The sequence below is a fragment of the Vibrio sp. 2-1-2a genome, from assembly GCF_032648565.1.
Classification (GTDB): domain Bacteria; phylum Pseudomonadota; class Gammaproteobacteria; order Enterobacterales; family Vibrionaceae; genus Vibrio; species Vibrio diabolicus.
Window position 1 is genome coordinate 791590 of sequence record NZ_WBOH01000002.1, and the last position, 24339, is coordinate 815928.

Consider the following 24339-nt stretch of genomic DNA (forward strand, 5'->3'; position numbering starts at 1 on the left):
CTCCGCCAATAGTTAAAATATTGTTAATTCCAATTTAAATAGAGACGTCGGATGCTGGCGATGTGGCAGCAACACTTAATAAAGACACGAGTCAGGCATCTTTATGGCCGATACCAAACTAAGCCAATGCTCAGATGTAAACTTGAAAAAGTCGCTTCAAGTTTGACTGAACAAAAACCGCTGTCAGTTGGTATAAGCGGATAATGTGGGAATAAATCAAGGAGGAGTTATGCCTCGAACTGTTAATCCATCGGACTTCCACAACAAGCGAAAGGAAGTGCCAGACAACGAATACGCCAGAACCATACCGTGCAATACGGTCAATCTTTCTGCACCTTTTCATTGGCTCGCATTAGGTCTGCATGATTTCGTGCGAATGCCCCTCATCAGTGCTTTCTATGGCATCTGTTTTATGGCGGCTGCGATAGGTATTGTTTTGCTCGTACAATGGCAAGGCACACACTTGGTCGTCATGCCCAGTTTGATTGTTTATATGTTAATTGGTCCGTTTCTCGCGCTCGGTTTGTATGATGCCAGTTGGGAGAGAGAGCGCGGACACAAAGCTAGCTTGTTCCATTCAATGAAAGCGATCGGTCGTAACTCAACATCTCAATGGGCATTCGCCGTGTTACTCGCAGTGTGTATGATATTTTGGATGCGCATTGCCGCTCTACTTCATGCGCTCTACCCTTCTGTTCAAGGGGCACCTTTAAGTGAGTTCCTACCCTTCCTTGTCATCGGCTCTTTAGTTGGCTTTGTTTTGGCTTGTGTGGTGTTTAGCATTTCAGCCTTTTCTATTCCGCTCATGATGGAGCGTCGCGTAGACATGATGACCGCTGTATTTACCAGCTTTAATGCGGTGAAATCCAACATTCCAGCGATGATTGTTTGGGCAGCGATCATCTGCGGCGGTATTCTTATCGGCTTTGCGACCTACGGGATCGGAATGTTGTTTACCATGCCAATTCTAGGCTACGGTACATGGCACGCTTACCATGCCACCATCAAGAAAAAACACACTCCGTAATTAACTGATGCTATGATCTGGCCCTCGCAAATGCGGGGGCTTTTTTATTTGATTTATCGAGGTGAGTTGTGGATATAGAACTAAGCTATAAAGCCAAGCAAGTGATGGCGGACTGCATCGCGATGGCAGAGCAAGCTTTCAAACGTTCTTTCCCTATTCCAACAATCACCTTCAACGTCCGCGGGAAAGCGGCAGGAAAAGCCTACCTTCAATTAAATCAAGTTCGCCTAAACCCCGTTTTATTTCGCGAAAACACCCAAGCATTCTTAGATGAAGTCATTCCTCACGAGGTCGCTCACCTAATTACCTATCAGATTTACGGACGAGTTAGGCCTCACGGCAAAGAATGGCAAGGTGTCATGGAAGCCGTATTTAAAGTGCCAGCCAAAACCACTCACAGCTTTGAAGTAAAATCCGTTCAAGGTAAAACCTTTGAGTATCGTTGTGGTTGTATGACCTACCCTCTATCGATTCGCCGTCATAATAAAGTGCTGCGCAAAGAGGCGACGTACTCTTGTCAAAAATGCCGCCAACCACTTAACTTCACAGGCGTTCAATTATCGTAATCTATATCTCATAGTGTTACTTGCGTTCCCAAAATAAAGATCGAGTTTATCAAAAGCTTCTCTTCGCCACTTATTGTTAACTCACTCATCACTAAAGCTATTTTATGCGTGTTATCATGAATAAAGTCATACTTTATAAAGACTTTAATCATGAAATACCTATTCTCTCTGTTACTTGTCGCGCTTTCTATCACTGCGGTTGCCGCGCCACCAAGTTCATTCTCTGCCGCCAAACGTGAGGCGGTAAAAATTTATCAAGACCATCCAACGAGCTTTTACTGTGGCTGCAACATTCAATGGCAAGGCAAAAAAGGCTCCCCAGATTTAGCCTCTTGCGGTTACCAAGTCCGTAAACAGGAAAAGCGGGCCGCACGAATCGAATGGGAGCACGTTGTACCTGCGTGGCAATTTGGCCACCAGCGTCAATGCTGGCAAGATGGCGGACGTAAAAACTGCAAGAAAAAAGACAAAACATTTCGCTTGATGGAAGCAGACCTGCACAACCTAACCCCTGCCATTGGTGAAGTAAACGGTGACCGTTCGAACTACAACTTTAGCCAATGGAACGGTATCGATGGCGTGAGTTATGGTCGCTGTGAGATGCAAGTGAACTTTAAGCAGCGTAAAGTCATGCCACCAGACCGTGCTCGAGGTTCGATTGCTCGTACCTACCTATACATGAGCAAAGAGTACGGCTTTAAATTATCAAAACAGCAAACGCAGTTGATGAGTGCTTGGAACAAAACCTACCCAGTCGATAAATGGGAATGTGAGCGTGACGAGCGCATTGCCAAAGTACAAGGCAATCATAACCCATTTGTTCAAAAAGCCTGTCGCGCACTCTAGTACTCCTCTACCTTGAAGCGTTTCAATAACTGATATTGAAACGCTTCTTGCCCCTTGTTTTTTCGGTGGAAAGCATCCATGTTAGGGTTTAAGTTTATTCTCTTGCTGGAAATCTCATGCGTATCCCTCGAATTTATCATCCAGAAACCATTCATCAACTTGGCTCACTTGCTTTAAGTGACGACGCAGCAGGCCATATCGGCCGTGTTCTGCGCATGAAAGAAGGTCAAGACGTTCTCCTATTTGACGGCAGCGGCGCAGAATTCCCAGCGGTTATCAGTGAAGTCAGCAAAAAGACGGTTTTGGTTAACATTACTGAGCGTGTAGAAAACAGTATTGAATCCCCTTTAGACCTGCACCTTGGTCAAGTTATTTCGCGTGGCGATAAGATGGAGTTCACTATCCAAAAGTCAGTGGAACTTGGCGTCAATACCATCACACCTCTGATTTCCGAACGTTGTGGCGTCAAGCTTGACCAAAAGCGCTTTGAGAAAAAACTCGCGCAATGGCAAAAAATCGCCATCAGTGCCTGTGAGCAGTGTGGACGCAATGTCGTTCCAGAAATTCGTCCAATTATGAGCTTGGAAGAGTGGTGTAAAGAAGAGTACGATGGCTTAAAGCTCAATCTTCATCCTCGTGCTAACTACTCAATCAACACTCTGCCAACACCTGTTGAGAAAGTGCGCCTACTGATCGGCCCTGAAGGCGGTTTATCGTCTGAAGAGATCGAGATGACTCGAGAATATCAATTTGAAGAAACGCTACTCGGCCCTCGCGTTCTGCGCACCGAAACAGCGGCTCTGACAGCAATTACAGCCTTACAAGTTCGTTTCGGCGATCTTGGTTAAACGGAGAAAAATAATGATCAAACTCGGCATTGTGATGGACCCAATTTCGTCCATTAACATCAAAAAAGACTCTAGCTTTGCCATGATGCTTGAAGCGCAACGACGCGGCTATGAAATCCACTACATGGAAATGAATGATCTGCATCTCGATCAAGGCGTTGCTATTGCAGATACTAAAGTGGTGGAACTAAAAGAAGATCCAAACGGTTGGTACGAGTTCAAATCAGAGCAAACGATCGAACTGTCTGAGCTAGACGCTGTGCTAATGCGTAAAGATCCTCCGTTTGACACAGAATACATCTACGCGACTTACATCCTTGAGCGTGCAGAAGAACAAGGTACACTGATCGTTAACAAACCTCAAAGTCTACGTGATTGTAATGAAAAACTGTTTACAGCGTGGTTCCCTGAGCTGACACCAACGACAATCGTGACGCGAAAAGCAGAGAAAATTAAAGAGTTTCGTGAAAAGCATGGTGATGTCATCCTAAAACCGCTTGATGGTATGGGCGGCGCCTCTATCTTCCGTGTAAAAGAAAACGACCCTAACGTCTCTGTAATCATCGAGACACTGACCAACCACGGTCAAAACTACGCAATGGCGCAAACCTTCGTGCCAGATATCAGCAACGGTGACAAACGTATCTTAGTCGTAGATGGTGAACCAATGCCTTACTGTCTAGCTCGTATTCCTGCAAAAGGTGAAACGCGCGGTAACCTTGCAGCTGGTGGCACAGGTGAGGCTCGACCACTAAGCGAGACCGATATTAAGATAGCTCAAACAGTGGCCCCTACACTGAAAGAAAAAGGCCTTATCTTTGTTGGCCTTGACGTAATTGGCGATAAGCTAACGGAAATCAACGTCACCAGCCCAACCTGTATTCGCGAAATTGAAGCGGCTTTTGATATCTCAATCACTGGCAAACTGATGGATGCGATTGAGCGTCGAGTAAAAGGCGAATAACTCAAACTGTATTACAGTTAATAGAGAGCGTAGTACATTAACTTAAGCAAACTCATGCACATACCTAGATGGTAAACTGTATGATGTTTGCTTAGGGGCATTTACGAGAGTTAAGGGTCAATATGAGTATGAATCTCACAAATCACTTTTTAGTTGCCATGCCTGGGATGAAAGATCCGTACTTTCAAAACAGCGTGATCTACGTTTGTGAGCACAACGAAGACGGCGCTATGGGGTTGATGATCAATGCTCCTGTTGATATCACCGTCGGCAACATGCTCAAGCAGGTGGAAGTTCAGCCGGTACACCCACGTCTATTTGAAGCCAGTTTAGATAGACCAGTCTACAATGGCGGCCCAATCTCGGAAGATCGTGGTTTTATTCTGCATAAACCTAAAGATTACTACGAGTCCAGCGTCCAAATGACCGATGACCTCGCTGTAACCACTTCACGTGATATTCTTTCGGTGTTAGGAACAGAAGCAGAACCAAGTGATTACTTAGTGGCACTTGGCTACTCAGGTTGGAGTGCAGGCCAATTAGAAAATGAGCTGGTCGAAAACTCTTGGCTCACCATTGAAGCGACGCCTGAAATTATCTTTAATACACCAATCAACGAGCGTTGGAAGAAAGCGGTCGAAAAGCTGGGCATCGACCCCAGTCATCTTTCAGCAGACTCTGGACATGCTTAGTCCGAAATACAGTTACATTAGATAGAGACACCTTATGTCACGCACAATTATGGCTTTTGACTTTGGAACCAAAAGCATTGGTAGCGCTATTGGCCAAGAAATTACTGGTACGGCTTCCCCATTAAAAGCCTTTAAAGCCAATGACGGTATTCCAAATTGGGACGATATCGAAAAGCAAATCAAAGAGTGGCAGCCAGATTTGCTAGTGGTCGGTTTACCAACTGATCTTCATGGCAAAGACCTTGAGACCATAACCCCTCGTGCACGAAAATTTGCTAAGCGTCTGCAAGGCCGATACGGCTTACCTGTTGAACTGCATGATGAGCGATTATCTACAGCAGAAGCTCGTGCGGAGTTGTTCAGCATGGGCGGCTACAAAGCCCTATCGAAAGGGAATGTGGACTGCCAGTCAGCGGTGGTGATTCTAGAAAGCTGGTTTGAAGCCCTCTGGGGTGAATAAAACACAATACTCAAAACAAGAAAAGGTTGGCAAGTGCCAACCTTTTTTCGTCTAGACACGCTTAATCCATGTCGATCTTAACGTTAGCAAGACTGCCCGTAGAGAATGCTTCGCCACGCTGTGTTTTCAACATCAAGCGCAAATCATTCGCCGAATCGGCACTGTGCAGCGCGTCCTCTTCGCTGATCTTACCTTGCATCACCAACTTATAAAGAGATTGATCGAACGTCAGCATACCAAACTCATTTGAGCGAGCCATGGTTGACTTCAACTCATGCAAATCTCCGCGACGGATCAAATCCGACACACGTGGGCTATTTAGCAAGATCTCAAACACACCATGACGCCCCTGCCCATTCTTATCTCGGATCAGCTGCTGACCAACCACACCTTTTAGGTTCATCGACAAATCAAACAAGAATTGTTCTTTTTGATCTTTCGGTACCAAGTGAAGAATACGCTCTAAGGCTTGGTTGGCGTTGTTGGCGTGCAAAGTCGCCATACACAGGTGACCTGTTTCAGCGAACGTCATCGCGTATTCCATTGTTTCACGGCTACGGATCTCACCAATCAAAATCATATCTGGTGCTTGGCGCAGCGAGTTTTTAAGCGCAACTTCATAGCTTTCCGTATCTAACCCAACTTCGCGTTGAGTCACGATACAGCGCTTATGCTCATGCACGAATTCGATCGGATCTTCGACCGTCAAAATGTGCCCCGTCTTGTTGCTGTTTCGATAGCCCGTCATTGCCGCCATTGTGGTGGACTTACCTGACCCAGTAGCACCAACCACCAGCACCAAACCACGCTTGGCTATCGCTAAATCTTGCAACACTAACGGTAACTTTAATTGCTCAAAGGTGGGAATATTGGTTTCAATACGACGAATCACCGCACCCGGTAATTCTCGTTGAAAAAAGGCACTAACACGGAAGCGGCCACAATCTCTCACAATGGCAAAATTCGACTCACGACTTTTACGAAATTCCTGACGCCGATCTGGCTCCATAGCACTGTCGAGTAATGCCGCTACATCACTCTCGGTGAGTTTTTCACCCTGTGGTCGCAATTCGCCATCCACGCGAAACAAAATTGGCGCACCAACCGTGATGTACAGATCCGACGCTTTCAGCGCCAGCATACCTTCGAGAAATTTATTTAGATCCATCTTCCGTGTTCACCTACGTATTACGAGAATTGCTGCACTTCTAACCCGATCTTACTATCGACCTCTTCACGAGCGACCATACCTTGTGCCATTAACTGACGAGCATTTTGCTCCATGGTTTGCATGCCGTGAGCCGCACCAGTTTGAATGATCGAATACATCTGCGCGACTTTGTCTTCGCGGATCAAGTTACGAATCGCAGGCGTTGCCATCATGATTTCATGGCATGCAATACGGCCACCACCATTACGTTTCAATAACTTTTGCGCGATAACCGAACGAAGGGATTCAGAAAGCATCGAGCGCACCATGTCTTTATCACTGCCAGGGAACACATCGATAATACGGTCAATGGTTTTTGCCGCTGAGCTAGTGTGTAACGTGCCGAACACTAAGTGCCCCGTTTCTGCCGCCGTTAACGCAAGGCTGATGGTTTCTTTGTCACGCATCTCACCAACCAGAATGACATCCGGGTCTTCACGCAATGCGCTGCGCAGTGCGTTTTGGAAACTATGCGTATCACGGTGTACTTCACGCTGGTTGATCAAACATTTATTGTTGTTGTGAACAAATTCAATCGGATCTTCAATTGTGAGTACGTGCTTGTTGTGATTACGATTAATGTAGTCAACAATGGCTGCTAAGGTCGTCGATTTACCAGAACCTGTTGGGCCAGTAACCAGAACTAAGCCTTTTTCAGCGTTCGCAATTTTTTTGAAGATCTCGGGAGCTTCCAGCTCTTCCAAAGTTGGAATGCTACTTGGAATGGTACGGAATACTGCCGCACAGCCACGAGATTGGTTGAAAGCGTTGACACGGAAACGACCAACGTTATGCAACTCAAAAGAGAAGTCGACTTCGAGTTTTTCTTCGAACTCACTGCGTTGGGCATCGTTCATGATTTCGAAAACCAAACGATGCACTTCTTGGTGTGTAAACGCTGGAATGCCTAGTTTTCTCACATCCCCATCAATACGAACCATTGGTGGGACACCTGCAGAAAGATGTAGATCCGAGGCATTATGTTTTACACTAAAATCCAGTAACTCAGTGATATCCATTTAAAATCCTTAAGTCTAAAGTACAGCTATGAGTAGTATTCAACAAAATATTGAACATATCACCTCTCAAATTCGATATGACGAGCAAAAATGTGGTCGAACTCCAGAGTCAGTGCAACTTCTAGCGGTAAGCAAAACTAAACCTGTCGAGGCAATTCTCGAAGCCTACCAAGCGGGACAAACCGCCTTTGGTGAAAACTACGTCCAAGAGGGCGTCAGTAAAGTTCAGCACTTTGCCGAGCATTATCCAGATAATCGAATCGAATGGCACTTCATTGGCCCGATTCAGTCGAATAAATCGCGACTTGTTGCTGAACATTTCGATTGGGTTCACACCATCGATCGAACCAAGATTGCTCAACGCCTGAATGATCAGCGTCCCAGTGAACTTAAACCGCTACAAGTTCTGATTCAGGTTAACACCAGTGGTGAAGCATCTAAGTCTGGTGTCACCGAAGCGGAAGTATTCGAGCTGGCGGAGTTGATTTCTCGCCTACCCAACCTCACTTTAAGAGGGTTGATGTCGATTCCTGCCAACGTGTCTGACTACGAATCACAACTTCATGAGTTTCAGAAGTTGGCCACATTGAAGCAAACACTCGAAGCTCAGTTCCCAGAAATCGATACATTATCAATGGGAATGAGTGGTGATATGACCGCTGCAATCGAAGCTGGTAGTACAATGGTTCGTATTGGAACCGCTATTTTCGGCGCACGAGACTACAGCTAAATTAACAAAACGCTCACTCGCGACATAAATTCGTCGTTAAATTAAAGAGTAAATCGCGCAATCATCTTACTCGCCAATAGGAGCAGTAAGTAACAGCGGCGCCATTATACACCTGAGCGCACAACAAACTCTAAATATCATGATGGAAATCAGACAAATGGAACATAAAAAAATCGCCTTCATTGGTGCTGGCAACATGGTGAGAGCCATTGTTTCTGGCTTGGTTGCTAACGGATACCCAGCGCAAAACATTACCGCGACAGCTCCTTCAGAGGCTCGCCGTCTTCCGCTAGAACAAGATTTTGGCATCCGTACCACCAGCGATAACATCCAAGCTGCGACCGAAGCGGATGTGGTGGTATTGTCTGTGAAACCGCAAATGATGGCTGATGTTTGTAAACCACTGCAAGCGATCGATTTCACTAATAAACTGGTGATTTCTATTGCCGCTGGCATCAACTGTTCACGATTGGATGATATGCTAGCCACCAAATTGAACTTGGTTCGTGTTATGCCAAATACGCCATCACAACTTGGGTTGGGCATGAGTGGTTTATTCGCACCAGCCCATGTAACTGAGCAAGACAAAGCTTTTGCCGCAGAGTTAATGGAAGCGGTCGGTAAAGTATGTTGGGTTGACCAAGAGTCTGGCATCAATAATGTGATTGCAGCAGCGGGCAGTGCTCCGGCATACTTCTTCCTGTTTATGGAAGCGATGCAAGCAGAAGCGATTGCTCAAGGCTTTGATAAAGACACCGCTCGACTATTGGTTCAACAAGCTGCATTGGGCGCGGCCAGTATGGTGGTTAACAACCCAGAAACTGAGCTATCGACCCTGCGTGAGAACGTGACATCGAAAGGTGGGACAACGGCAGAAGCACTGCGTACATTCAACGAACATCAACTTTCAGATATTGTTGCTAAAGCCATGCAAGCTGCTGTGGCTCGCGCGGAAGAAATGGAAAAACTGTTTTAATTATTTGGATGAACTCCGTTTAGTATCATCCATCACTTGTTAAGGGTACCTTATGAATTCAATGAGTTTTCTCATCTCAACCCTATTTGACCTGTACATCATGGTCGTAATTTTGCGAATTTGGTTGCAAGCTGCACGCGCAGACTTCTACAACCCATTCTCGCAATTCATAGTAAAAGCGACTCAGCCGGTCATTGGTCCACTGCGCCGCATTATCCCATCCATGGGGAATATTGACCTAGCAACCGTGTTGTTTGCCTACGTGTTGTGTGTGCTTAAATTTGTCGTTCTGATCCTGATAGCTTCGAACGGTTCCGTCTCTTTCAGCGCTGATTTCTTGTTCTTAGGCTTGTTATCATTAATCAAAGCCGCTGGAGGTCTGCTGTTCTGGGTACTATTGATCCGTGCAATTTTGAGCTGGGTAAGCCAAGGTCGCAGCCCTATCGAGTACGTATTCCATCAATTAACCGAGCCAATGTGCGCACCAATCCGTCGTATTATTCCGGCTATTGGTGGTCTTGATTTGAGCGTACTGGTACTGTTTATCGGCTTGCAGTTCGCGAACTTCTTGATGGGTGATATCATTGGTCCAATTTGGTTCCAGTTATAATGTCAGCCGCAGTTTGGCAAGATGGCGAGGACATCATCCTAAAGCTCTATATTCAACCTAAAGCAAGCCGCGATAAAATTGTTGGCTTGCATGGTGAAGAGCTCAAAATCGCCATTACTGCTCCACCTGTCGATGGCAAAGCTAATGCGCACCTAACTAAGTTCTTAGCCAAGCAGTTTAAAATCGCTAAGGGTTTGGTTCACATAGAAAAAGGTGAATTAGGACGGCACAAACAAATTCGGATAGAATCACCTACCCAGATACCGACAGAAATTAAAGCCATCTTATGATGGCTTTTTATTTACAATTTTGTACCACACTTACTAGTACCAATGACTGAGTTCGCATTTTTACCCCGTGCCCAAGGTAAAATTGCGGCTATGGTTGTTTTATAACAAGTGCTTTGAGGAAGTAACAATGAGCAAATGGATTACCGCATTACTGATCAGCCTATTGTCGTTACCAAGCTTCGCCGATCAGTTTAAAAATATGAAAGATATCGAAGTACACTATGTCGCGTTTAACTCGACATTCTTAACACCGAAAGTCGCACGTAGCTACGATATCAAGCGTAATGGATACCTCGCTGTGGTTAATATTAGCGTGCTAGATAGAGCTTCATTGGGTAAGCCTGCATTAGAAGCAAAAATTGCTGGACGCGCGAAAAACCTCATCGGCCAAACTCAGACCTTGTCCTTTCGTGAAGTCAAAGAAGGCAATGCGATATACTATTTAGCCGAACTGCCAATTACCCACGAAGAAACTTTTACTTTCGATATTGACGTAAAAGCTGGAAACAAAGGCTCAGGTAAGCTTAAATTCACCCAGAAGTTTTATGTTGAAGAGTAACTGGGGTGTGATGATCCAAAAGCTTTTGGATCTAAGCAGGCTAAAAACCACTTATTAGTTAAAGAATATCTAGAGGAGAACGATTTGTTCTCCTCTATCACTATTAAAAGAGATTCCCATGAAAAAAATTGTGCTAGCAACCGGTAACCAAGGCAAAGTTCGTGAAATGGCAGATTTGTTGTCTGACTTCGGCTTTGAAGTATTAGCGCAAAGTGAATTCAATGTATCGGAAGTAGCTGAAACGGGTACAACTTTCATTGAAAACGCAATCATTAAAGCTCGCCATGCCGCGCAAGAAACAGGGCTTCCTGCGATTGCAGACGACTCTGGCTTAGAAGTCGATTTCTTAAAAGGCGCTCCGGGCATTTACTCTGCACGTTACGCAGGCGAGAACGCATCTGATCAAGAGAATCTAGAAAAATTGCTAGCGGCAATGGAAGGCGTACCAGAAGCAGAACGTACAGCACGTTTCCACTGCGTATTAGTCCTCATGCGTCACGAGAACGACCCAACGCCTATCGTCTGCCACGGTAAATGGGAAGGCCGCATTCTAACTGAAGCACACGGTGAAAATGGCTTTGGCTACGACCCAATCTTCTTTGTTCCTGAAAACAACTGTGCGTCAGCCGAACTTGAACCTGCACGTAAAAAACAACTGTCTCACCGCGGTAAAGCGCTCAAGTCGTTGTTTGCTCAACTGTCTGAGCAAGTGTCTCAGTAATCACGAGCGAATTAGACTATGTTAACGCCCCCAGCACTCAGCTTGTATGTACACATCCCTTGGTGTGTACAAAAGTGCCCGTATTGCGACTTTAACTCTCACGCGCTCAAAACCGAGATTCCAGAAGAAGAGTACATCAGTGCCCTTCTAGAAGATTTGGATACTGACATTGAGAAATACCGCCTTAACGAAGCGCCACGTCCACTGCATTCAATCTTCATTGGTGGTGGTACGCCGAGTTTGATTTCGGCAGAAGGCATCGAGCGTCTACTTAAGGGCATTGAAGCGCGTATTCCGTTCAAGCCTGAAATCGAAATCACCATGGAAGCGAACCCAGGCACCATCGAAGCAGAGCGTTTTGTTGGCTACCGTAAAGCCGGTGTAACGCGTATCTCTATCGGTGTGCAAAGCTTTGAGCAGCAGAAGCTTGAGCGTTTGGGGCGCATTCACGGCCAAGACGAAGCCGTCAATGCTGCTAAGCTGGCGCACCAAATCGGTTTGAACAGCTTTAACCTCGATCTCATGCACGGCTTACCAGATCAAAGCATCGAACAAGCCTTGGCAGATTTGGACAAAGCTATTGAGTTGGCACCGCCGCACCTGTCTTGGTATCAGCTGACCATCGAACCAAACACCATGTTCTACTACAAGCCACCAACGCTACCTGACGATGATGACTTGTGGGATATTTTCGAGCTCGGACACCAAAAACTTTCAGCCGCGGGTTATGTGCAATATGAAATCTCGGGTTACAGCAAGCCGGGCTATCAGTGTCAGCACAACCTCAACTACTGGCGCTTTGGCGATTACCTTGGTATCGGTTGTGGCTCTCATGGCAAACTCAGTTTTACCGACGGACGTATTATTCGAACGACAAAGGTAAAACACCCGCGTGGCTATTTAGCGGCTTATCAAAATATGGTCAAACCTTATCTGCATACGGAACATGTCGTCGCGGATGAAGATCGTCCATTCGAGTTCTTTATGAACCGATTCCGCTTAATGGAAGCATGCCCGAAGCAAGATTACGTGGACACTACAGGCTTGCCGCTCAGTACGATTCAAGAAACTATTGATTGGGCGTTAGAAATGGGCTACTTGAGTGAAACCGCCACTCATTGGCAAATTACTGAAAAAGGGAAGCTCTTCCTTAATGACTTGCTCGAAGCCTTTATGGCCGAAGAAAGCGAAGAGTAACGCAGCCCAAAAACAAAAAAGCCTCTCAATTGAGAGGCTTTTTATATAGAACATTCAACATTAGAAAATCGAACGGCCAATTCGCTCCGATAGCAATTCAAGCGCCTTAGTACCAGCAAGGGAGTTACCTGAAGGGTCAAGCTCTGGAGACCATACTGCAATGGTCATTTCGCCAGGTACTACCGCGATAATGCCACCACCGACACCAGACTTACCAGGCATGCCAACGCGATAAGCAAACTCGCCCGCGCCATCATACAAGCCACACGTTGCTAACAGTGCATTAAGTTGTTTGGTTTGCACAGGAGAAACTACAGGCTTACCCGTTTGTACCGATGTGCCCTTATTTGCCAAATAGCTAAACGTTTTAGCCAAGTCGACACAGCTCATCTTCAGTGCACAAGCGTGGAAGTAGTTTTGCAGCACTGGAATTACTTCATTTTCGAAGTTACCAAACGAGCGCATGAGATATGCAATCGCCGCATTACGATCACCATGCATCATTTCGGATGCCGCGACGACTTTGTCATACACAATATGAGTATCACCAGAAAGCTGACGTACAAATTCCAATAGGCGCTGACGAGGTGCAGATAAGCGAGTTTGCAACAGATCCGCCACAACTATCGCTCCAGCATTAATAAAAGGATTGCGAGGAATACCTTGCTCCATTTCTAGCTGGATTAGCGAATTAAATGCCTGCCCCGAAGGCTCTTTTCCCACTCGAGACCAAATTTCTTCTTGCTTGTACAAGCACATCGCTAACGTCAAGCTCAATGCTTTTGAAATAGATTGGATAGAGAAAGGTTCATCGGCATCGCCCGCCTTAATAACCTCACCTTCGTTGGTGTATACCGCAATACCTAACTTGTTGCTGGGTACTTTTGCCAGAGCAGGAATGTAATCAGCCACTTTGCCTTGGCCGATTAAAGGGCGCACTTCCGCCAAAATATCTGTCAAAATTTCCACTGTCGGTTTCATTCTCTACCTTCTATTTACAAGAGAACTCGTTGAGCTCAGAGGTAAAAAAAGCCAACGTGTCGTTGGCTTTTCCATAGGGTTCGTTCGACTCAAGTCGATTATGGTTTTACTGCCACAATAATATTGCGGTTGATAGATTGATCAACACGGTGAAGATAACCGATGTAAGGCTCTTCTGAAAGTACCTTCCAACCTTGCTCTTCAAATAATGCCGCGACGTCTTTCCATTTCAACGTAAATTCATTGAAAGACAACACCACTGAACCTTGTTTTTTCAGTACCACTTTCCATGCAGGCAGAGCCTCTTTTAAAAGCTCTAGTGGGCTGCGATTCAGTTTGCTGTCCTTGGCATTTTTGCTGCCGTGCTGCACACCATAAGGCAGATCAGACACCATCACATCAACTGAGTTCTTTTTCACGACTTGATCAGCGATACGAGTATCAGCCGAATACAGCTTCATAAACTGAAGATTGCCTTGGTTGTAATCTTCTTTATTTGCTGCAGCTTCAACCACGAAACCATCCGCCACTTTCTTGCCACCCGCAGTGCGCTTTTCTTTGCTCACTTTGTGCTTAAAGCGGCCATTCTTCATGAACTTAACGATAAAGGTCTGGATCTCTTGCACCCACTTGGCATTGATCTCTACCCCCACCACGTTCAAACCATGGATCAAGCCTTCAAACAAGGTTGTACCTTTACCACACATTGGATCCATTAAGGTCAGCTGCTCACTTCCCGTATTGGACGCACTAATGCCGATATTCACCATCAAGCGAGTAAACTGCTCGTTTGTTTTCCCGGTATAACGCAGAATCTGACTCATGCTTTCCGGGAAAGTATTGAACGCTGGCGCTTGAATTGGTCGAAGTAAACCATCTTCGCGCACTTCAAATAGTGCATAGTAAATCGAAGAGGCTGCGATTCTTCGCGTCTGCTCATCGCTTAGAGCTTCCTGACAAGAAAACACCAACGCTGCAGGTAAGCCAACCTCTTTACTACCAATTTCTGTCACATCCACGCCTTGTGAAGCTAAAATTGCTTTTAGCTCTGAACAGGCAATGGTCATTGCGCTATCAAAGTAAATTCGGTTATGACCCGGATTCGCTAATATCGCGTAATGGTACATCCCATGAACTCCTCTAGTTACGCGATACGCTTATATTTGATATCCCACACACCGTGACCAAGACGGTGACCACGAGCTTCAAACTTCGTTAAAGGACGGTCGTCTGGACGAGGAACGAAATCACCATCTTTAGCAATGTTTTCGAAACCTGGCGCTTGGTTCATAACTTCAATCATGTGCTCTGCGTAGTTTTCCCAGTCTGTCGCCATGTGGAAAACACCTTCATTAGGGATCAGCTTCTCACGAACCATTTCAGCAAAACCTAATTGAACGATGCGACGCTTGTGGTGACGTTTCTTGTGCCAAGGGTCTGGGAAGAACAACTGCAGTGTCGATAGGCTGCCGTTTGGAATCATATGCTCAAACACTTCCACTGCGTCATGGCACATCACACGCAGGTTAGTAACTCCCGCCTCACGCGCATCCGCAAGACAAGCACCAACACCCGGGCTGTGTACTTCGATACCAATGAAGTTCTTCTCTGGTGCATTCTTTGCCATTTCAACCAATGAAGCACCCATACCAAAACCGATCTCAAGCACTACTGGGTTATCGTTGCCAAACACTTCTTTCCAATCGAGAAGTTCAGCTTTGAAGTCAATACCCATCGTTGGCCAGCATTCATTCATCGCGCTCTCTTGACCTTTAGTCAAACGCCCTTCACGGCGCACAAAGCTGCGGATTTTGCGGATCAGCTTTCCGTCTTCGTTGTATTCGTTAGTGGTTACTTCACTCATTGATTTTGCCTGCACATTGATTAATCAAAGCGGGGATTATCCAAAGAATTTACTGAGGTGCAAGTATTTGTTGAGCTCTTGGCCTATGGCAGCCCAAAAGCAATAGCACACCTCTTTATATCCCTACTGTTTATCCGTTGTACTTCTTGCCCATTATGTGGTGCAATTTTGCACCTAACCAATAATAGAATACAGAGCAAGTCGTGACACCTTTCGCCAATGCCATCCTAGAATGGTATGACGCATATGGAAGAAAAGATCTTCCGTGGCAACAAAATAAGACCGCATACAGTGTCTGGTTGTCTGAAATCATGCTTCAGCAAACTCAGGTCACTACGGTTATTCCGTATTACCAACGTTTCTTAGAGCGTTTTCCAACCGTGCTCGATCTTGCCAATGCTGAGCAAGATGAAGTCCTGCACCTTTGGACTGGCTTAGGGTATTACGCCCGAGCCCGTAACCTTCACAAAGCAGCACAAGAGGTCGCCTCTACATACAATGGTGAGTTTCCTCTTGATATAGAGAAAATGAACGCCTTACCGGGGATTGGCCGCTCTACCGCAGCCGCCGTTTTATCGTCTGTGTATAAACAACCACATGCGATTCTTGATGGCAACGTGAAGCGCACCCTATCCCGCTGTTTCGCAGTCGAAGGATGGCCAGGACAAAAAAAGGTTGAAAACCAGCTGTGGGAAATTGCCGAAACGCATACCCCACAAACGGACGTAGATAAGTATAACCAGGCAATGATGGACATGGGCGCGATGGTCTGCACACGCAGCAAACCCAAATGTAGCCTCTGCCCTGTTGCGGATCTGTGTGTGGCAAAACAACAAGGCAATGTGCTCGACTACCCGGGTAAAAAACCGAAAAAAGACAAGCCAATCAAGCAAACTCGTTTTGTAATGCTTCACCACAACACCGAAAATGGTCATGAGGTGTGGTTAGAACAAAGACCACAAACAGGCATTTGGGGTGGCTTATTTTGCTTCCCACAAACCGAACATGTGGATGTAGAAAGCGACATTGAATTGCTACTGGATCAACGTGGCATTCAAGCCAGCAATATCAAGCAGCAGCAAACACTGATTACCTTTCGTCATACATTCAGCCATTACCACCTAGATATCACGCCAATTTTGATTGATTTATCAAAGCAACCGGACGTGATAATGGAAGGCAACAAAGGTCTTTGGTATAACTTATCTAAACCTGAAGAAGTCGGTTTAGCCGCGCCAGTAAAACTATTGCTGGAAGCGCTACCCCACGAACTTCGTTAATTGAATACAAGGAGTCATTATGAGCCGCACTGTATTTTGTGCTCGACTAAAAAAAGAAGGCGAAGGTCTAGACTTTCAACTTTACCCTGGTGAACTAGGTAAACGCATTTTCGACAACATCTCGAAAGAAGCGTGGGCTCAGTGGCAACACAAACAAACCATGTTGATCAACGAAAAGAAACTCAACATGATGGATCCAGAGCACCGAAAACTGATCGAAACAGAAATGGTAAACTTCCTCTTTGAAGGAAAAGACGTTCATATCGAAGGTTACACACCGCCGAGCGAATAAAGTCGCTTGAGTTAAAACAATGACATCACAACCACTTGTGGTGTCATTTTTCTATTACCTTCAATAGCCCTGATACTTATGAAAAAAATTGTCTTTATTGCTGCCGCATTTTTAATGGCTGGCTGTAGCCGTGAATTCGTCGAAAAGATTTATGACGTCAACTACGAGCCCACAAACCGTTTTGCCAATAACTTAGCTGAGCTACCTGGACAATTTGAAAAAGATACCGCCGCGTTGGACGCCCTGATCAATAGTTTCTCTGGTAATATTCAAAAGCGCTGGGGTAAAAAAGAAATTAAGTACGCAGGCAAAAGTAATTACGTCAAATATATCGATAACTACCTTAGCCGCGCCGAAGTCGACTTTCGCAAAGGCGTGATCACGATTGAAACCGTATCACCGACCGAGCCCCAAAAGCACCTCAAAGAGGCGATTGTCACTACCTTACTCACGCCAGACGATCCAGCTCACGTCGACTTGTTCTCCTCAAAAGGAATCACGTTAGAAGGGCAACCATTTCTGTATAAACAAGTTGTCGATCAAGACAATAAGCCAATTCAGTGGTCTTGGCGGGCAAACCGATTTGCGGAGTATCTCATCGCAAACAAGATCAAGACCAAAGACGTTGATTTCAAGAAAGCGTATTACGTCGAAATCCCCATGGTTGAAGACCATTTTTCAACACGCAGCTACCAATACGCCGATATCGTGCGCCGAGCTTCTAAGAAATACGATATTCCAGAAGATTTGATATACGCCATTATTAAAACCGAGAGCAGCTTCAACCCGTACGCAGTAAGTTGGGCAAATGCGTATGGCTTAATGCAAGTTGTACCTAAAACCGCCGGTCGAGACGTATTCAAGCTCGTGAAAAAGCGCTCAGGCCAACCAAGCCCTGAATATTTGTTTAATCCAGAAAACAACATCGATACCGGTACTGCGTATTTCTACATCTTAAAAAATCGTTATTTAAGAGAAGTCCATCACCCTACCTCTCTCGAGTACAGTATGATTTCCGCTTACAATGGCGGTACTGGAGGTGTTTTAAACACATTCCATCGCAGCGATCGCAAACGCGCAATGCAAGATCTTAATTCGTTGCAACCCAACCAAGTTTATTGGGCACTAACTAAGAAACACCCGAACGCAGAAGCACGTCGTTACCTAGAAAAAGTTACAAATTTCAAAAAGGAATTTAACTCAAAGCAAACTTTGTAGTGACAGTTGAATAAAAAGCGTTCGAACAAGCACTTTTTTGAAATTATTTAAAAAAAGTGGTTGACGCAAAGCGGGAAAATCCGTTTAATAGCGCTCCGTCGCCCGGATAGCTCAGTCGGTAGAGCAGAGGATTGAAAATCCTCGTGTCGGTGGTTCGATTCCGCCTCCGGGCACCACAATTTGATTTGTTGGTGTCTTAACGAAATGTTATAACACGGACAAAAGCACAAAGAATAAAGTGTGCCGACTTAGCTCAGTAGGTAGAGCAACTGACTTGTAATCAGTAGGTCACCAGTTCGATTCCGGTAGTCGGCACCATTCTTTTGCCTCGATAGCTCAGTCGGTAGAGCAGAGGATTGAAAATCCTCGTGTCGGTGGTTCGATTCCGCCTCGAGGCACCATATTTGGTGCGCTTGCTTAATTTAAATCATTGGCAAGACACAAAACAGAATAGTTCCTCCTTAGCTCAGTTGGTAGAGCGACGGACTGTTAATCCGCAGGTCACTGGTTCGAGTCCAGTAGGAGGAGCCAACTTCAAGAATTTCATATGAATGAGATTCTTAAAACGAAGAGTTCATCTCTTCTAAAAAGAATAAAGTGTGCCGACTTAGCTCAGTAGGTAGAGCAACTGACTTGTAATCAGTAGGTCACCAGTTCGATTCCGGTAGTCGGCACCATTCTTTTGCCTCGATAGCTCAGTCGGTAGAGCAGAGGATTGAAAATCCTCGTGTCGGTGGTTCGATTCCGCCTCGAGGCACCATTATTTGGTGTCATTGCTAAACACGATACACGAATAATTCCTCCTTAGCTCAGTTGGTAGAGCGACGGACTGTTAATCCGCAGGTCACTGGTTCGAGTCCAGTAGGAGGAGCCATTTTTAAAAAGCCGCATCTTTTGATGCGGCTTTTTGGCATCTGCCCTACGTTCATTTCATTTTCTCTGTTTCTCTGTTTCTCTGTTTCTCTGTTTCTCTGTTTCTCTGTTTCTCTGTTTCTCTGTTTCTAGCATCGCAAAATATTAAGCCCAATCTCTAAAAAACACTTATTTTACGCTAAAAATTTAATCCTCATCATAATTTCAATACGCACTAGTATGCGCTCATATTCATCTTCACTAAGATGCCCGAGTTATTACATTTCTTCTTTTAGCTATGCCTTGCATAGTGATGACACTTTATTTGTGAGCCAAATATGAAACTAAAAACTCAAGCCTATTTATTATCTGCGATCATATTGCTAGCACTCCTAGCACTGACCGCAACGGGCTTATGGACACTTCGCGTCGCAAGTAACCTTGATAACAAAGCTCGGGTTACTGAGCTATTCAAAAGTGCGTACAGCATTCTTACCGAAGTAGAAAAAATGGCTATCGAAGGCAAAATGCCAGAGGACGAAGCGAAATCATTAGCCACTCGCCTACTTCGTAATAATATCTACAAAGACAACGAATACGTTTATGTCGCAGATGAGAACATGATTTTTGTTGCAGCTCCGCTTGACCCTCAATTACATGGCACAAGCTTTCACGACTTTCGTGATGGAGATAACAACAGCGTCGGCCAACTTATCTTAGATGTTTTGGGGCGCAAAACAGGTCAAATCGTCGAATATACCTGGAGTCAAAAGCAGGCCGACGGAAGCATTGAAGAAAAACACTCTATTGCCGAGAAAACACCACATTGGGGCTGGGTTGTAGGTACAGGGATCGGCTTTAATGAGGTGAATGCTCGCTTCTGGGCTACCGCTCAATGGCAGCTTGTACTGTGTTTAGTTATCGCGGGGAGTATTCTCGGTGGCCTGATAATCTCGATTCGCAAGATGCTCAATCTACTTGGTGGAGAGCCAAACGATGTGCGCAAAGCCGTTCAAGCTGTCGCACAAGGCGACATTCAGACCAGTTTTGATGCAGTGGCGCCGAGAGGAAGTATCTATCGTGCGGTGCAAGATATGAGTCAATCACTAGCCACCATGGTGACAAACCTTGAGAAATCCATGCACGCACTGCGCGCTGAGCTATCTGCCGTAGAATCTCGCTCAAATACGATTGCCGATCTCACCGTATCTCAGCAGCAGTCAACAGCAATGATTGCCACTGCGATGACTGAAATGGCATCTTCAGCCAACCATGTTGCCAACTCGGCAAGTGATACAGCAAACAACACAGACGAAGCCGATAAACAAAGTCAGCATACTCAGAAGCTGATTCACAGTACTGTTGAAAACATTCAAGGTTTGGCTTCTCAATTAAATACTGCAAGTAAAGCGGTCGCCGATCTAGATCAGGATGTAAATAGTATAGTGAAAGTGCTCGATGTAATTGGCGATATTGCAGAGCAAACAAACTTACTCGCACTCAATGCTGCCATTGAAGCAGCACGTGCCGGAGAGCAAGGTCGAGGCTTTGCCGTTGTTGCCGACGAGGTGCGTAACCTGGCAGGCCGAACACAAGATAGCACTAAAGAGATTCAGCATATGATCTCCAACCTGCAAGAAGGTTCCCGTAACGCTATTCACACAATGGAAGTGTGTGCAGAAACCAGTGAGGGCACAGTAACAGAGTCTAAGAATGCTTCTGAAGCTCTGCAGCAAATTGTAACGGCGTTAGAATCTATCACCGCAATGAGTCAGCAGATCGCGACTGCAGCAGCCGAACAAACTCAGGTTAGCGATGATATTGCGCTGCGCGTCAATCTTATCGAGGAAAGCGGAAGCCAGCTCAACTCTGTGGTAACGGAGAGCCAATCAAGCACTCAAAGTTTAGCTTCGCTGGCAGATGAGCTAGAAGGTTGGGTAAACAAGTTCTCTGTAAAGCACTAGGTTAAAGTCAATTATTTAGTATAAAGCACGTTTTCAAGCGTGCTTTTTTTGTTTTTATCCATTTACTCTACTTTCAAACTCCTATCTCTCCATTAAAGAAAGCTTAGTTGATGGTGGATTTGTATCAAAAATGCATAAAAACAGCCCACTCCGAGCACATTTTCATCAAACGATATTTTATTTTAATTTTATGGTTGACCTAAGAGCCGAAAAACCGTTTAATACACCTCGTCGCCCGGATAGCTCAGTCGGTAGAGCAGAGGATTGAAAATCCTCGTGTCGGTGGTTCGATTCCGCCTCCGGGCACCACAATTTATTAATTGTTGGTGCTTAGCACGAACAATAGTTAAAGAATATAGTGTGCCGACTTAGCTCAGTAGGTAGAGCAACTGACTTGTAATCAGTAGGTCACCAGTTCGATTCCGGTAGTCGGCACCATTTATTCTTTTAAAAAGACAATTCCTCCTTAGCTCAGTTGGTAGAGCGACGGACTGTTAATCCGCAGGTCACTGGTTCGAGTCCAGTAGGAGGAGCCATTCTTCAGTTAATAAGTTGATTACTTATTAATGAAAATGTGCCGACTTAGCTCAGTAGGTAGAGCAACTGACTTGTAATCAGTAGGTCACCAGTTCGATTCCGGTAGTCGGCACCACTTATTAAAATTTGTTCCTCCTTAGCTCAGTTGGTAGAGCGACGGACTGTTAATCCGCAGGTCACTGGTTCGAGTCCAGTAGGAGGAGCCATATTAGAAAAAGCCGTATCTCTTGATACGGCTTTTTTGCATTGGTTTAAAGTCAAACTCTTTTCTACTCATGTCACTCAGGAAAGAAAATCAGAGTTTAGATCATTACCTTGAAGGCATCGCTTAACTTAGAGTGGAATATCTGCTCACCAACAACTCTGCTTTCCCCACCATAAGCAATGTTCACCAATAAATAATAATCATAGTGGGTGGCACACATCTCCCAGATCAAAAAAGCCAGGTAAAACCCAGCTTTTTACTTAAATCAACCAACTCAGCTTAAACCACCGAGACAAATATACTTTGTCTCCAAATATTCATCGAGCCCTTGTTTCGCACCTTCTCGGCCAACTCCTGACTCTTTCACTCCACCAAACGGGGCCACCTCAGTAGAAATAATCCCCTCATTGACACCAACCATGCCGTATTCAAGACCTTCACTGAAAGCAACAATACGCTTGAAGTTATTCGTGTAGAAGTAACAAGCCAAACCATACTCTGTGTCATTCGCCATTCCGAGAACTTGTTCATCATTCTCAAAGGTAATAATAGGTAACACAGGCCCGAATAGCTCTTGCTGAACAATCGACATATGCTGCTTGACGCTATCCAAAAGAACGGGCTCCATAAAGCGCCCAGAGCGTCTCTGCGGAGAGTTGGCAATAGAAGCCCCTTCTTGTACAGCTTGATCGATCACCGCCTCTAGACGATGTTTAGAAGCCATCGTAATAACAGGGCCTAATGTGACACCGTTATCTAAACCATTACCAAGCTGTAATTTGTTTAACTTCGACAATACTTTTTCAATAAAAGCTTGTTTTACATCTTCATGGACATACAGCCGATTGGTACAAACACATGTTTGCCCTGCATTACGAAACTTCGAAGCGACAAGCCCTTCCGCAGCCGCATCTAAATCTGCATCTTCAAAAACAATAAAAGGTGCATTACCACCTAACTCCATCGAAACCGCTTTGACAGAGTCACTGGCTTGTTTCATCAAAATCTTCCCGACTCGCGTAGAGCCCGTAAAAGAAACTTTCTTAATCCTAGGATCAGTACTTAGTACTAGGCCAAACTCAGCTGCCTGCTCTGATACCACCACAGGAAGCAGTTCTTTTGGGATTCCTGCCTGATAAGCTAATTCAACAACAGCAATTGCAGTAAGAGGGGTAAGCTCAGAGGGTTTAATCAGCATACCACAGCCTGCCGCCAGGGCTGGTGCTGCTTTTCTTGTAATCATCGCAATAGGGAAGTTCCACGGCGTAATTGCAGCGCATACCCCTACAGGCTGGCGAATAGCAGACAGACGTCGATCTGTCGTGGGGGCTGGTATAACTTCGCCATAAGCACGTTTGGCTTCTTCTGAGAACCACTCGACAAAAGAGGCGCCATACATCACCTCCCCTTTACTCTCGGTTAATGGTTTTCCCTGCTCTAAGGTAATAACTGTGGCAATGTCTTCTGCATTATCAAGGAGTAATTGATACCACTTTTTCAAGCGACGAGAGCGCTCTTTGGCACTTAACTTTGCCCAACGAACTTGCTCAGTTTTGCACTGACCAATGAGAGTATCTAACTCCTCTAGACTACTAGGCTTTAACCGAACTAACTCTTGCTCAGTTGCAGGGTTGATGACCACAATTCCCTCTTCGGAAGACCATTGCTTAAATACGGATTTCAAGGTTTCATTTTTTATTTGTTGCATCATCAAACTTACTCCTACGAGAACTCCTCTTAGGTTAATCGTTACTAGCAAGATCAGCAAAGAAAACAAAGTTTTCTAAAAGACATGAATGTTCGAATGACTTTACTCTCTTAACAGTCTAGACGCTCATTCTCTTCCAATGACTAAATCAGACTAGCGGTAACAAACTCCAGCAATCCATTCTCCTAGGGACTATCCAGAACACTAGAACGATGAATATTTGCGAAGTAGCAGTAGAAAACTCTTATTAGAGAGGAGCGTTAACGAAATACGCAGTGACAAGAATGCAGACTACGAGCTAGCTTATGCGAATTCTCTGGTCTAATGACCGGCATAACCCATCAGTCCCCAGCATTTACTATAGGCTCGAATCTGTAGAGAAATGGGCAAGATTACATTCAACTAGAATTGTGCAACTTGGTTACGGAGAAAGCTGGTCCTACAGATACCAAAAATCTTAGTCTTTCAAGTGAAGCTTAATATAAGTGGCAGCGGTTCCGGGCTACTAATAGGCCTTTCCGCAGGACTCATTCGATTGAAGGGAAAAATATACTCGCATTAACGAAAAAGCCCCAGTCTTTCGACTGAGGCTTAATATAAGTGGCGGAGTGGACGGGACTCGAACCCGCGACCCCCGGCGTGACAGGCCGGTATTCTAACCAACTGAACTACCACTCCGCAGTGGTATCACTCGCTTGTAATCAGCAAGTGTCCAAAATTTAA

24 protein-coding genes and 13 tRNA genes are annotated in these 24339 nt (G+C 45.3%); 30 read left to right on the forward strand and 7 right to left on the reverse strand.

Annotated features, from left to right (window positions below; translation table 11 throughout):
* Window positions 1-229: 229 nt before the first annotated feature.
* The 7 genes from F7Y48_RS08255 to ruvX all read left to right on the forward strand — a co-directional run bounded on the left by F7Y48_RS08255 (window position 230) and on the right by ruvX (window position 5403).
* Window positions 230-1027, forward strand: coding sequence for a DUF2189 domain-containing protein (locus F7Y48_RS08255; RefSeq protein WP_005381026.1), 798 nt, complete (start codon window positions 230-232; stop codon window positions 1025-1027).
* A 68-nt stretch (window positions 1028-1095) separates the two neighbouring features.
* Window positions 1096-1593, forward strand: coding sequence for a SprT family zinc-dependent metalloprotease (locus F7Y48_RS08260; RefSeq protein WP_145473482.1), 498 nt, complete (start codon window positions 1096-1098; stop codon window positions 1591-1593).
* A 150-nt stretch (window positions 1594-1743) separates the two neighbouring features.
* Window positions 1744-2439 carry a deoxyribonuclease I gene (endA, locus tag F7Y48_RS08265; protein WP_258641982.1) on the forward strand — a complete coding sequence of 232 codons (696 nt, stop codon included), beginning with the start codon at window positions 1744-1746 and terminating at the stop codon, window positions 2437-2439.
* Between the two features lie 116 nt (window positions 2440-2555).
* Entirely contained in the window at window positions 2556-3287 is a 732-nt protein-coding gene (gene rsmE / locus F7Y48_RS08270; protein ID WP_005393970.1) for a 16S rRNA (uracil(1498)-N(3))-methyltransferase, read from the forward strand.
* A gap of 13 nt (window positions 3288-3300) precedes the next feature.
* Window positions 3301-4251, forward strand: a complete 951-nt coding sequence (gene gshB, locus F7Y48_RS08275) for a glutathione synthase (RefSeq protein ID WP_316683311.1) — start codon at window positions 3301-3303, stop codon at window positions 4249-4251.
* Between the two features lie 128 nt (window positions 4252-4379).
* Entirely contained in the window at window positions 4380-4943 is a 564-nt protein-coding gene (locus tag F7Y48_RS08280; protein WP_005393973.1) for a YqgE/AlgH family protein, read from the forward strand.
* A gap of 34 nt (window positions 4944-4977) precedes the next feature.
* On the forward strand, window positions 4978-5403 hold the full coding sequence (gene ruvX, locus F7Y48_RS08285) for a Holliday junction resolvase RuvX (RefSeq protein WP_005381017.1): 426 nt from the start codon (window positions 4978-4980) through the stop codon (window positions 5401-5403).
* Window positions 5404-5464: 61 nt separating this feature from the next.
* Here the strand turns inward: ruvX and F7Y48_RS08290 are convergent, their stop codons facing one another.
* Entirely contained in the window at window positions 5465-6571 is a 1107-nt protein-coding gene (locus F7Y48_RS08290) for a PilT/PilU family type 4a pilus ATPase (protein ID WP_006743091.1), read from the reverse strand.
* A 20-nt stretch (window positions 6572-6591) separates the two neighbouring features.
* On the reverse strand, window positions 6592-7632 hold the full coding sequence (locus tag F7Y48_RS08295; protein ID WP_005381015.1) for a type IV pilus twitching motility protein PilT: 1041 nt from the start codon (window positions 7630-7632) through the stop codon (window positions 6592-6594).
* Window positions 7633-7660: 28 nt separating this feature from the next.
* Between F7Y48_RS08295 and F7Y48_RS08300 the strand changes: the two genes are divergently transcribed.
* From F7Y48_RS08300 to hemW, 7 genes are all read left to right on the forward strand, one after another.
* Window positions 7661-8362 carry a YggS family pyridoxal phosphate-dependent enzyme gene (locus F7Y48_RS08300; RefSeq protein ID WP_054575409.1) on the forward strand — a complete coding sequence of 234 codons (702 nt, stop codon included), beginning with the start codon at window positions 7661-7663 and terminating at the stop codon, window positions 8360-8362.
* 157 nt (window positions 8363-8519) lie between these two features.
* The gene (gene proC / locus F7Y48_RS08305; protein WP_316683317.1) at window positions 8520-9338 is read left to right on the forward strand and encodes a pyrroline-5-carboxylate reductase; all 819 of its coding nucleotides are present in this window, start codon (window positions 8520-8522) and stop codon (window positions 9336-9338) included.
* A gap of 52 nt (window positions 9339-9390) precedes the next feature.
* Entirely contained in the window at window positions 9391-9948 is a 558-nt protein-coding gene (locus tag F7Y48_RS08310) for a YggT family protein (protein ID WP_316683318.1), read from the forward strand.
* Entirely contained in the window at window positions 9948-10238 is a 291-nt protein-coding gene (gene yggU / locus F7Y48_RS08315; RefSeq protein WP_005393980.1) for a DUF167 family protein YggU, read from the forward strand. The genes F7Y48_RS08310 and yggU overlap by 1 nt, the downstream gene beginning before the upstream one ends.
* A gap of 127 nt (window positions 10239-10365) precedes the next feature.
* Window positions 10366-10797: a DUF4426 domain-containing protein gene (locus F7Y48_RS08320; RefSeq protein WP_005393982.1), complete on the forward strand. Its 432-nt coding sequence runs from the start codon at window positions 10366-10368 to the stop codon at window positions 10795-10797.
* 118 nt (window positions 10798-10915) lie between these two features.
* Window positions 10916-11518, forward strand: a complete 603-nt coding sequence (locus tag F7Y48_RS08325; protein WP_074191809.1) for an XTP/dITP diphosphatase — start codon at window positions 10916-10918, stop codon at window positions 11516-11518.
* Window positions 11519-11536: 18 nt separating this feature from the next.
* Window positions 11537-12715, forward strand: a complete 1179-nt coding sequence (hemW, locus tag F7Y48_RS08330) for a radical SAM family heme chaperone HemW (protein ID WP_316683321.1) — start codon at window positions 11537-11539, stop codon at window positions 12713-12715.
* Between the two features lie 60 nt (window positions 12716-12775).
* On the opposite strand, the gene glsB is transcribed toward hemW, so the two are convergent.
* The 3 genes from glsB to trmB all read right to left on the reverse strand — a co-directional run bounded on the left by glsB (window position 12776) and on the right by trmB (window position 15560).
* Complete coding sequence (gene glsB, locus F7Y48_RS08335) at window positions 12776-13696, reverse strand: glutaminase B (RefSeq protein ID WP_005393987.1); 921 nt, start codon at window positions 13694-13696, stop codon at window positions 12776-12778.
* A gap of 98 nt (window positions 13697-13794) precedes the next feature.
* The gene (locus tag F7Y48_RS08340; protein ID WP_074191811.1) at window positions 13795-14823 is read right to left on the reverse strand and encodes a TRM11 family SAM-dependent methyltransferase; all 1029 of its coding nucleotides are present in this window, start codon (window positions 14821-14823) and stop codon (window positions 13795-13797) included.
* Window positions 14824-14840: 17 nt separating this feature from the next.
* Window positions 14841-15560: a tRNA (guanosine(46)-N7)-methyltransferase TrmB gene (gene trmB / locus F7Y48_RS08345; protein ID WP_085342616.1), complete on the reverse strand. Its 720-nt coding sequence runs from the start codon at window positions 15558-15560 to the stop codon at window positions 14841-14843.
* 203 nt (window positions 15561-15763) lie between these two features.
* Between trmB and mutY the strand changes: the two genes are divergently transcribed.
* From mutY to F7Y48_RS08425, 16 genes are all read left to right on the forward strand, one after another.
* A complete protein-coding gene (gene mutY / locus F7Y48_RS08350; RefSeq protein WP_114323654.1) occupies window positions 15764-16840 on the forward strand; it encodes an A/G-specific adenine glycosylase in 1077 nt (358 codons plus the stop codon).
* A gap of 19 nt (window positions 16841-16859) precedes the next feature.
* The gene (locus tag F7Y48_RS08355) at window positions 16860-17132 is read left to right on the forward strand and encodes an oxidative damage protection protein (protein WP_005381002.1); all 273 of its coding nucleotides are present in this window, start codon (window positions 16860-16862) and stop codon (window positions 17130-17132) included.
* 78 nt (window positions 17133-17210) lie between these two features.
* Window positions 17211-18350 (forward strand): membrane-bound lytic murein transglycosylase MltC, encoded by a 1140-nt coding sequence (gene mltC, locus F7Y48_RS08360; protein WP_237308347.1) that lies wholly within the window; start codon window positions 17211-17213, stop codon window positions 18348-18350.
* A 100-nt stretch (window positions 18351-18450) separates the two neighbouring features.
* Window positions 18451-18526: transfer RNA gene (locus tag F7Y48_RS08365), tRNA-Phe, on the forward strand.
* 66 nt (window positions 18527-18592) lie between these two features.
* Window positions 18593-18668, forward strand: a tRNA-Thr gene (locus F7Y48_RS08370).
* A gap of 7 nt (window positions 18669-18675) precedes the next feature.
* A tRNA-Phe gene (locus F7Y48_RS08375) sits at window positions 18676-18751 on the forward strand.
* Between the two features lie 54 nt (window positions 18752-18805).
* Window positions 18806-18881, forward strand: a tRNA-Asn gene (locus F7Y48_RS08380).
* A 70-nt stretch (window positions 18882-18951) separates the two neighbouring features.
* Window positions 18952-19027 (forward strand) — tRNA-Thr (locus tag F7Y48_RS08385).
* A 7-nt stretch (window positions 19028-19034) separates the two neighbouring features.
* Window positions 19035-19110: transfer RNA gene (locus tag F7Y48_RS08390), tRNA-Phe, on the forward strand.
* A gap of 38 nt (window positions 19111-19148) precedes the next feature.
* Window positions 19149-19224, forward strand: a tRNA-Asn gene (locus F7Y48_RS08395).
* A gap of 316 nt (window positions 19225-19540) precedes the next feature.
* Entirely contained in the window at window positions 19541-21166 is a 1626-nt protein-coding gene (locus F7Y48_RS08400) for a methyl-accepting chemotaxis protein (protein ID WP_316683333.1), read from the forward strand.
* A 233-nt stretch (window positions 21167-21399) separates the two neighbouring features.
* Window positions 21400-21475 (forward strand) — tRNA-Phe (locus F7Y48_RS08405).
* A 53-nt stretch (window positions 21476-21528) separates the two neighbouring features.
* Window positions 21529-21604 (forward strand) — tRNA-Thr (locus F7Y48_RS08410).
* Window positions 21605-21626: 22 nt separating this feature from the next.
* Window positions 21627-21702, forward strand: a tRNA-Asn gene (locus tag F7Y48_RS08415).
* 40 nt (window positions 21703-21742) lie between these two features.
* Window positions 21743-21818: transfer RNA gene (locus F7Y48_RS08420), tRNA-Thr, on the forward strand.
* A 15-nt stretch (window positions 21819-21833) separates the two neighbouring features.
* Window positions 21834-21909: transfer RNA gene (locus tag F7Y48_RS08425), tRNA-Asn, on the forward strand.
* A 273-nt stretch (window positions 21910-22182) separates the two neighbouring features.
* Here the strand turns inward: F7Y48_RS08425 and F7Y48_RS08430 are convergent.
* Both F7Y48_RS08430 and F7Y48_RS08435 read right to left on the reverse strand, forming a co-directional pair.
* Window positions 22183-23619 (reverse strand): NAD-dependent succinate-semialdehyde dehydrogenase, encoded by a 1437-nt coding sequence (locus tag F7Y48_RS08430; RefSeq protein WP_316683334.1) that lies wholly within the window; start codon window positions 23617-23619, stop codon window positions 22183-22185.
* 598 nt (window positions 23620-24217) lie between these two features.
* Window positions 24218-24294: transfer RNA gene (locus F7Y48_RS08435), tRNA-Asp, on the reverse strand.
* Between the last annotated feature and the right edge of the window lie 45 nt (window positions 24295-24339).

Excerpts from the sequence above, each read along its gene's own strand:
- gshB (WP_316683311.1), top strand. The coding sequence starts at position 3,301 with ATGATCAAACTCGGCATTGTGATGGACCCAATTTCGTCCATTAACATC.
- F7Y48_RS08400 (WP_316683333.1), top strand. The coding sequence starts at position 19,541 with ATGAAACTAAAAACTCAAGCCTATTTATTATCTGCGATCATATTGCTA.
- trmB (WP_085342616.1), bottom strand. The coding sequence starts at position 15,560 with ATGAGTGAAGTAACCACTAACGAATACAACGAAGACGGAAAGCTGATC.
- mltC (WP_237308347.1), top strand. The coding sequence starts at position 17,211 with ATGAAAAAAATTGTCTTTATTGCTGCCGCATTTTTAATGGCTGGCTGT.
- F7Y48_RS08295 (WP_005381015.1), bottom strand. The coding sequence starts at position 7,632 with ATGGATATCACTGAGTTACTGGATTTTAGTGTAAAACATAATGCCTCG.
- F7Y48_RS08280 (WP_005393973.1), top strand. The coding sequence starts at position 4,380 with ATGAATCTCACAAATCACTTTTTAGTTGCCATGCCTGGGATGAAAGAT.
- F7Y48_RS08320 (WP_005393982.1), top strand. The coding sequence starts at position 10,366 with ATGAGCAAATGGATTACCGCATTACTGATCAGCCTATTGTCGTTACCA.
- endA (WP_258641982.1), top strand. The coding sequence starts at position 1,744 with ATGAAATACCTATTCTCTCTGTTACTTGTCGCGCTTTCTATCACTGCG.
- F7Y48_RS08325 (WP_074191809.1), top strand. The coding sequence starts at position 10,916 with ATGAAAAAAATTGTGCTAGCAACCGGTAACCAAGGCAAAGTTCGTGAA.
- F7Y48_RS08355 (WP_005381002.1), top strand. The coding sequence starts at position 16,860 with ATGAGCCGCACTGTATTTTGTGCTCGACTAAAAAAAGAAGGCGAAGGT.
- F7Y48_RS08290 (WP_006743091.1), bottom strand. The coding sequence starts at position 6,571 with ATGGATCTAAATAAATTTCTCGAAGGTATGCTGGCGCTGAAAGCGTCG.
- proC (WP_316683317.1), top strand. The coding sequence starts at position 8,520 with ATGGAACATAAAAAAATCGCCTTCATTGGTGCTGGCAACATGGTGAGA.
- glsB (WP_005393987.1), bottom strand. The coding sequence starts at position 13,696 with ATGAAACCGACAGTGGAAATTTTGACAGATATTTTGGCGGAAGTGCGC.
- F7Y48_RS08430 (WP_316683334.1), bottom strand. The coding sequence starts at position 23,619 with ATGATGCAACAAATAAAAAATGAAACCTTGAAATCCGTATTTAAGCAA.
- F7Y48_RS08340 (WP_074191811.1), bottom strand. The coding sequence starts at position 14,823 with ATGTACCATTACGCGATATTAGCGAATCCGGGTCATAACCGAATTTAC.
- F7Y48_RS08300 (WP_054575409.1), top strand. The coding sequence starts at position 7,661 with ATGAGTAGTATTCAACAAAATATTGAACATATCACCTCTCAAATTCGA.
- yggU (WP_005393980.1), top strand. The coding sequence starts at position 9,948 with ATGTCAGCCGCAGTTTGGCAAGATGGCGAGGACATCATCCTAAAGCTC.
- ruvX (WP_005381017.1), top strand. The coding sequence starts at position 4,978 with ATGTCACGCACAATTATGGCTTTTGACTTTGGAACCAAAAGCATTGGT.
- F7Y48_RS08255 (WP_005381026.1), top strand. The coding sequence starts at position 230 with ATGCCTCGAACTGTTAATCCATCGGACTTCCACAACAAGCGAAAGGAA.
- F7Y48_RS08310 (WP_316683318.1), top strand. The coding sequence starts at position 9,391 with ATGAATTCAATGAGTTTTCTCATCTCAACCCTATTTGACCTGTACATC.
- hemW (WP_316683321.1), top strand. The coding sequence starts at position 11,537 with ATGTTAACGCCCCCAGCACTCAGCTTGTATGTACACATCCCTTGGTGT.
- rsmE (WP_005393970.1), top strand. The coding sequence starts at position 2,556 with ATGCGTATCCCTCGAATTTATCATCCAGAAACCATTCATCAACTTGGC.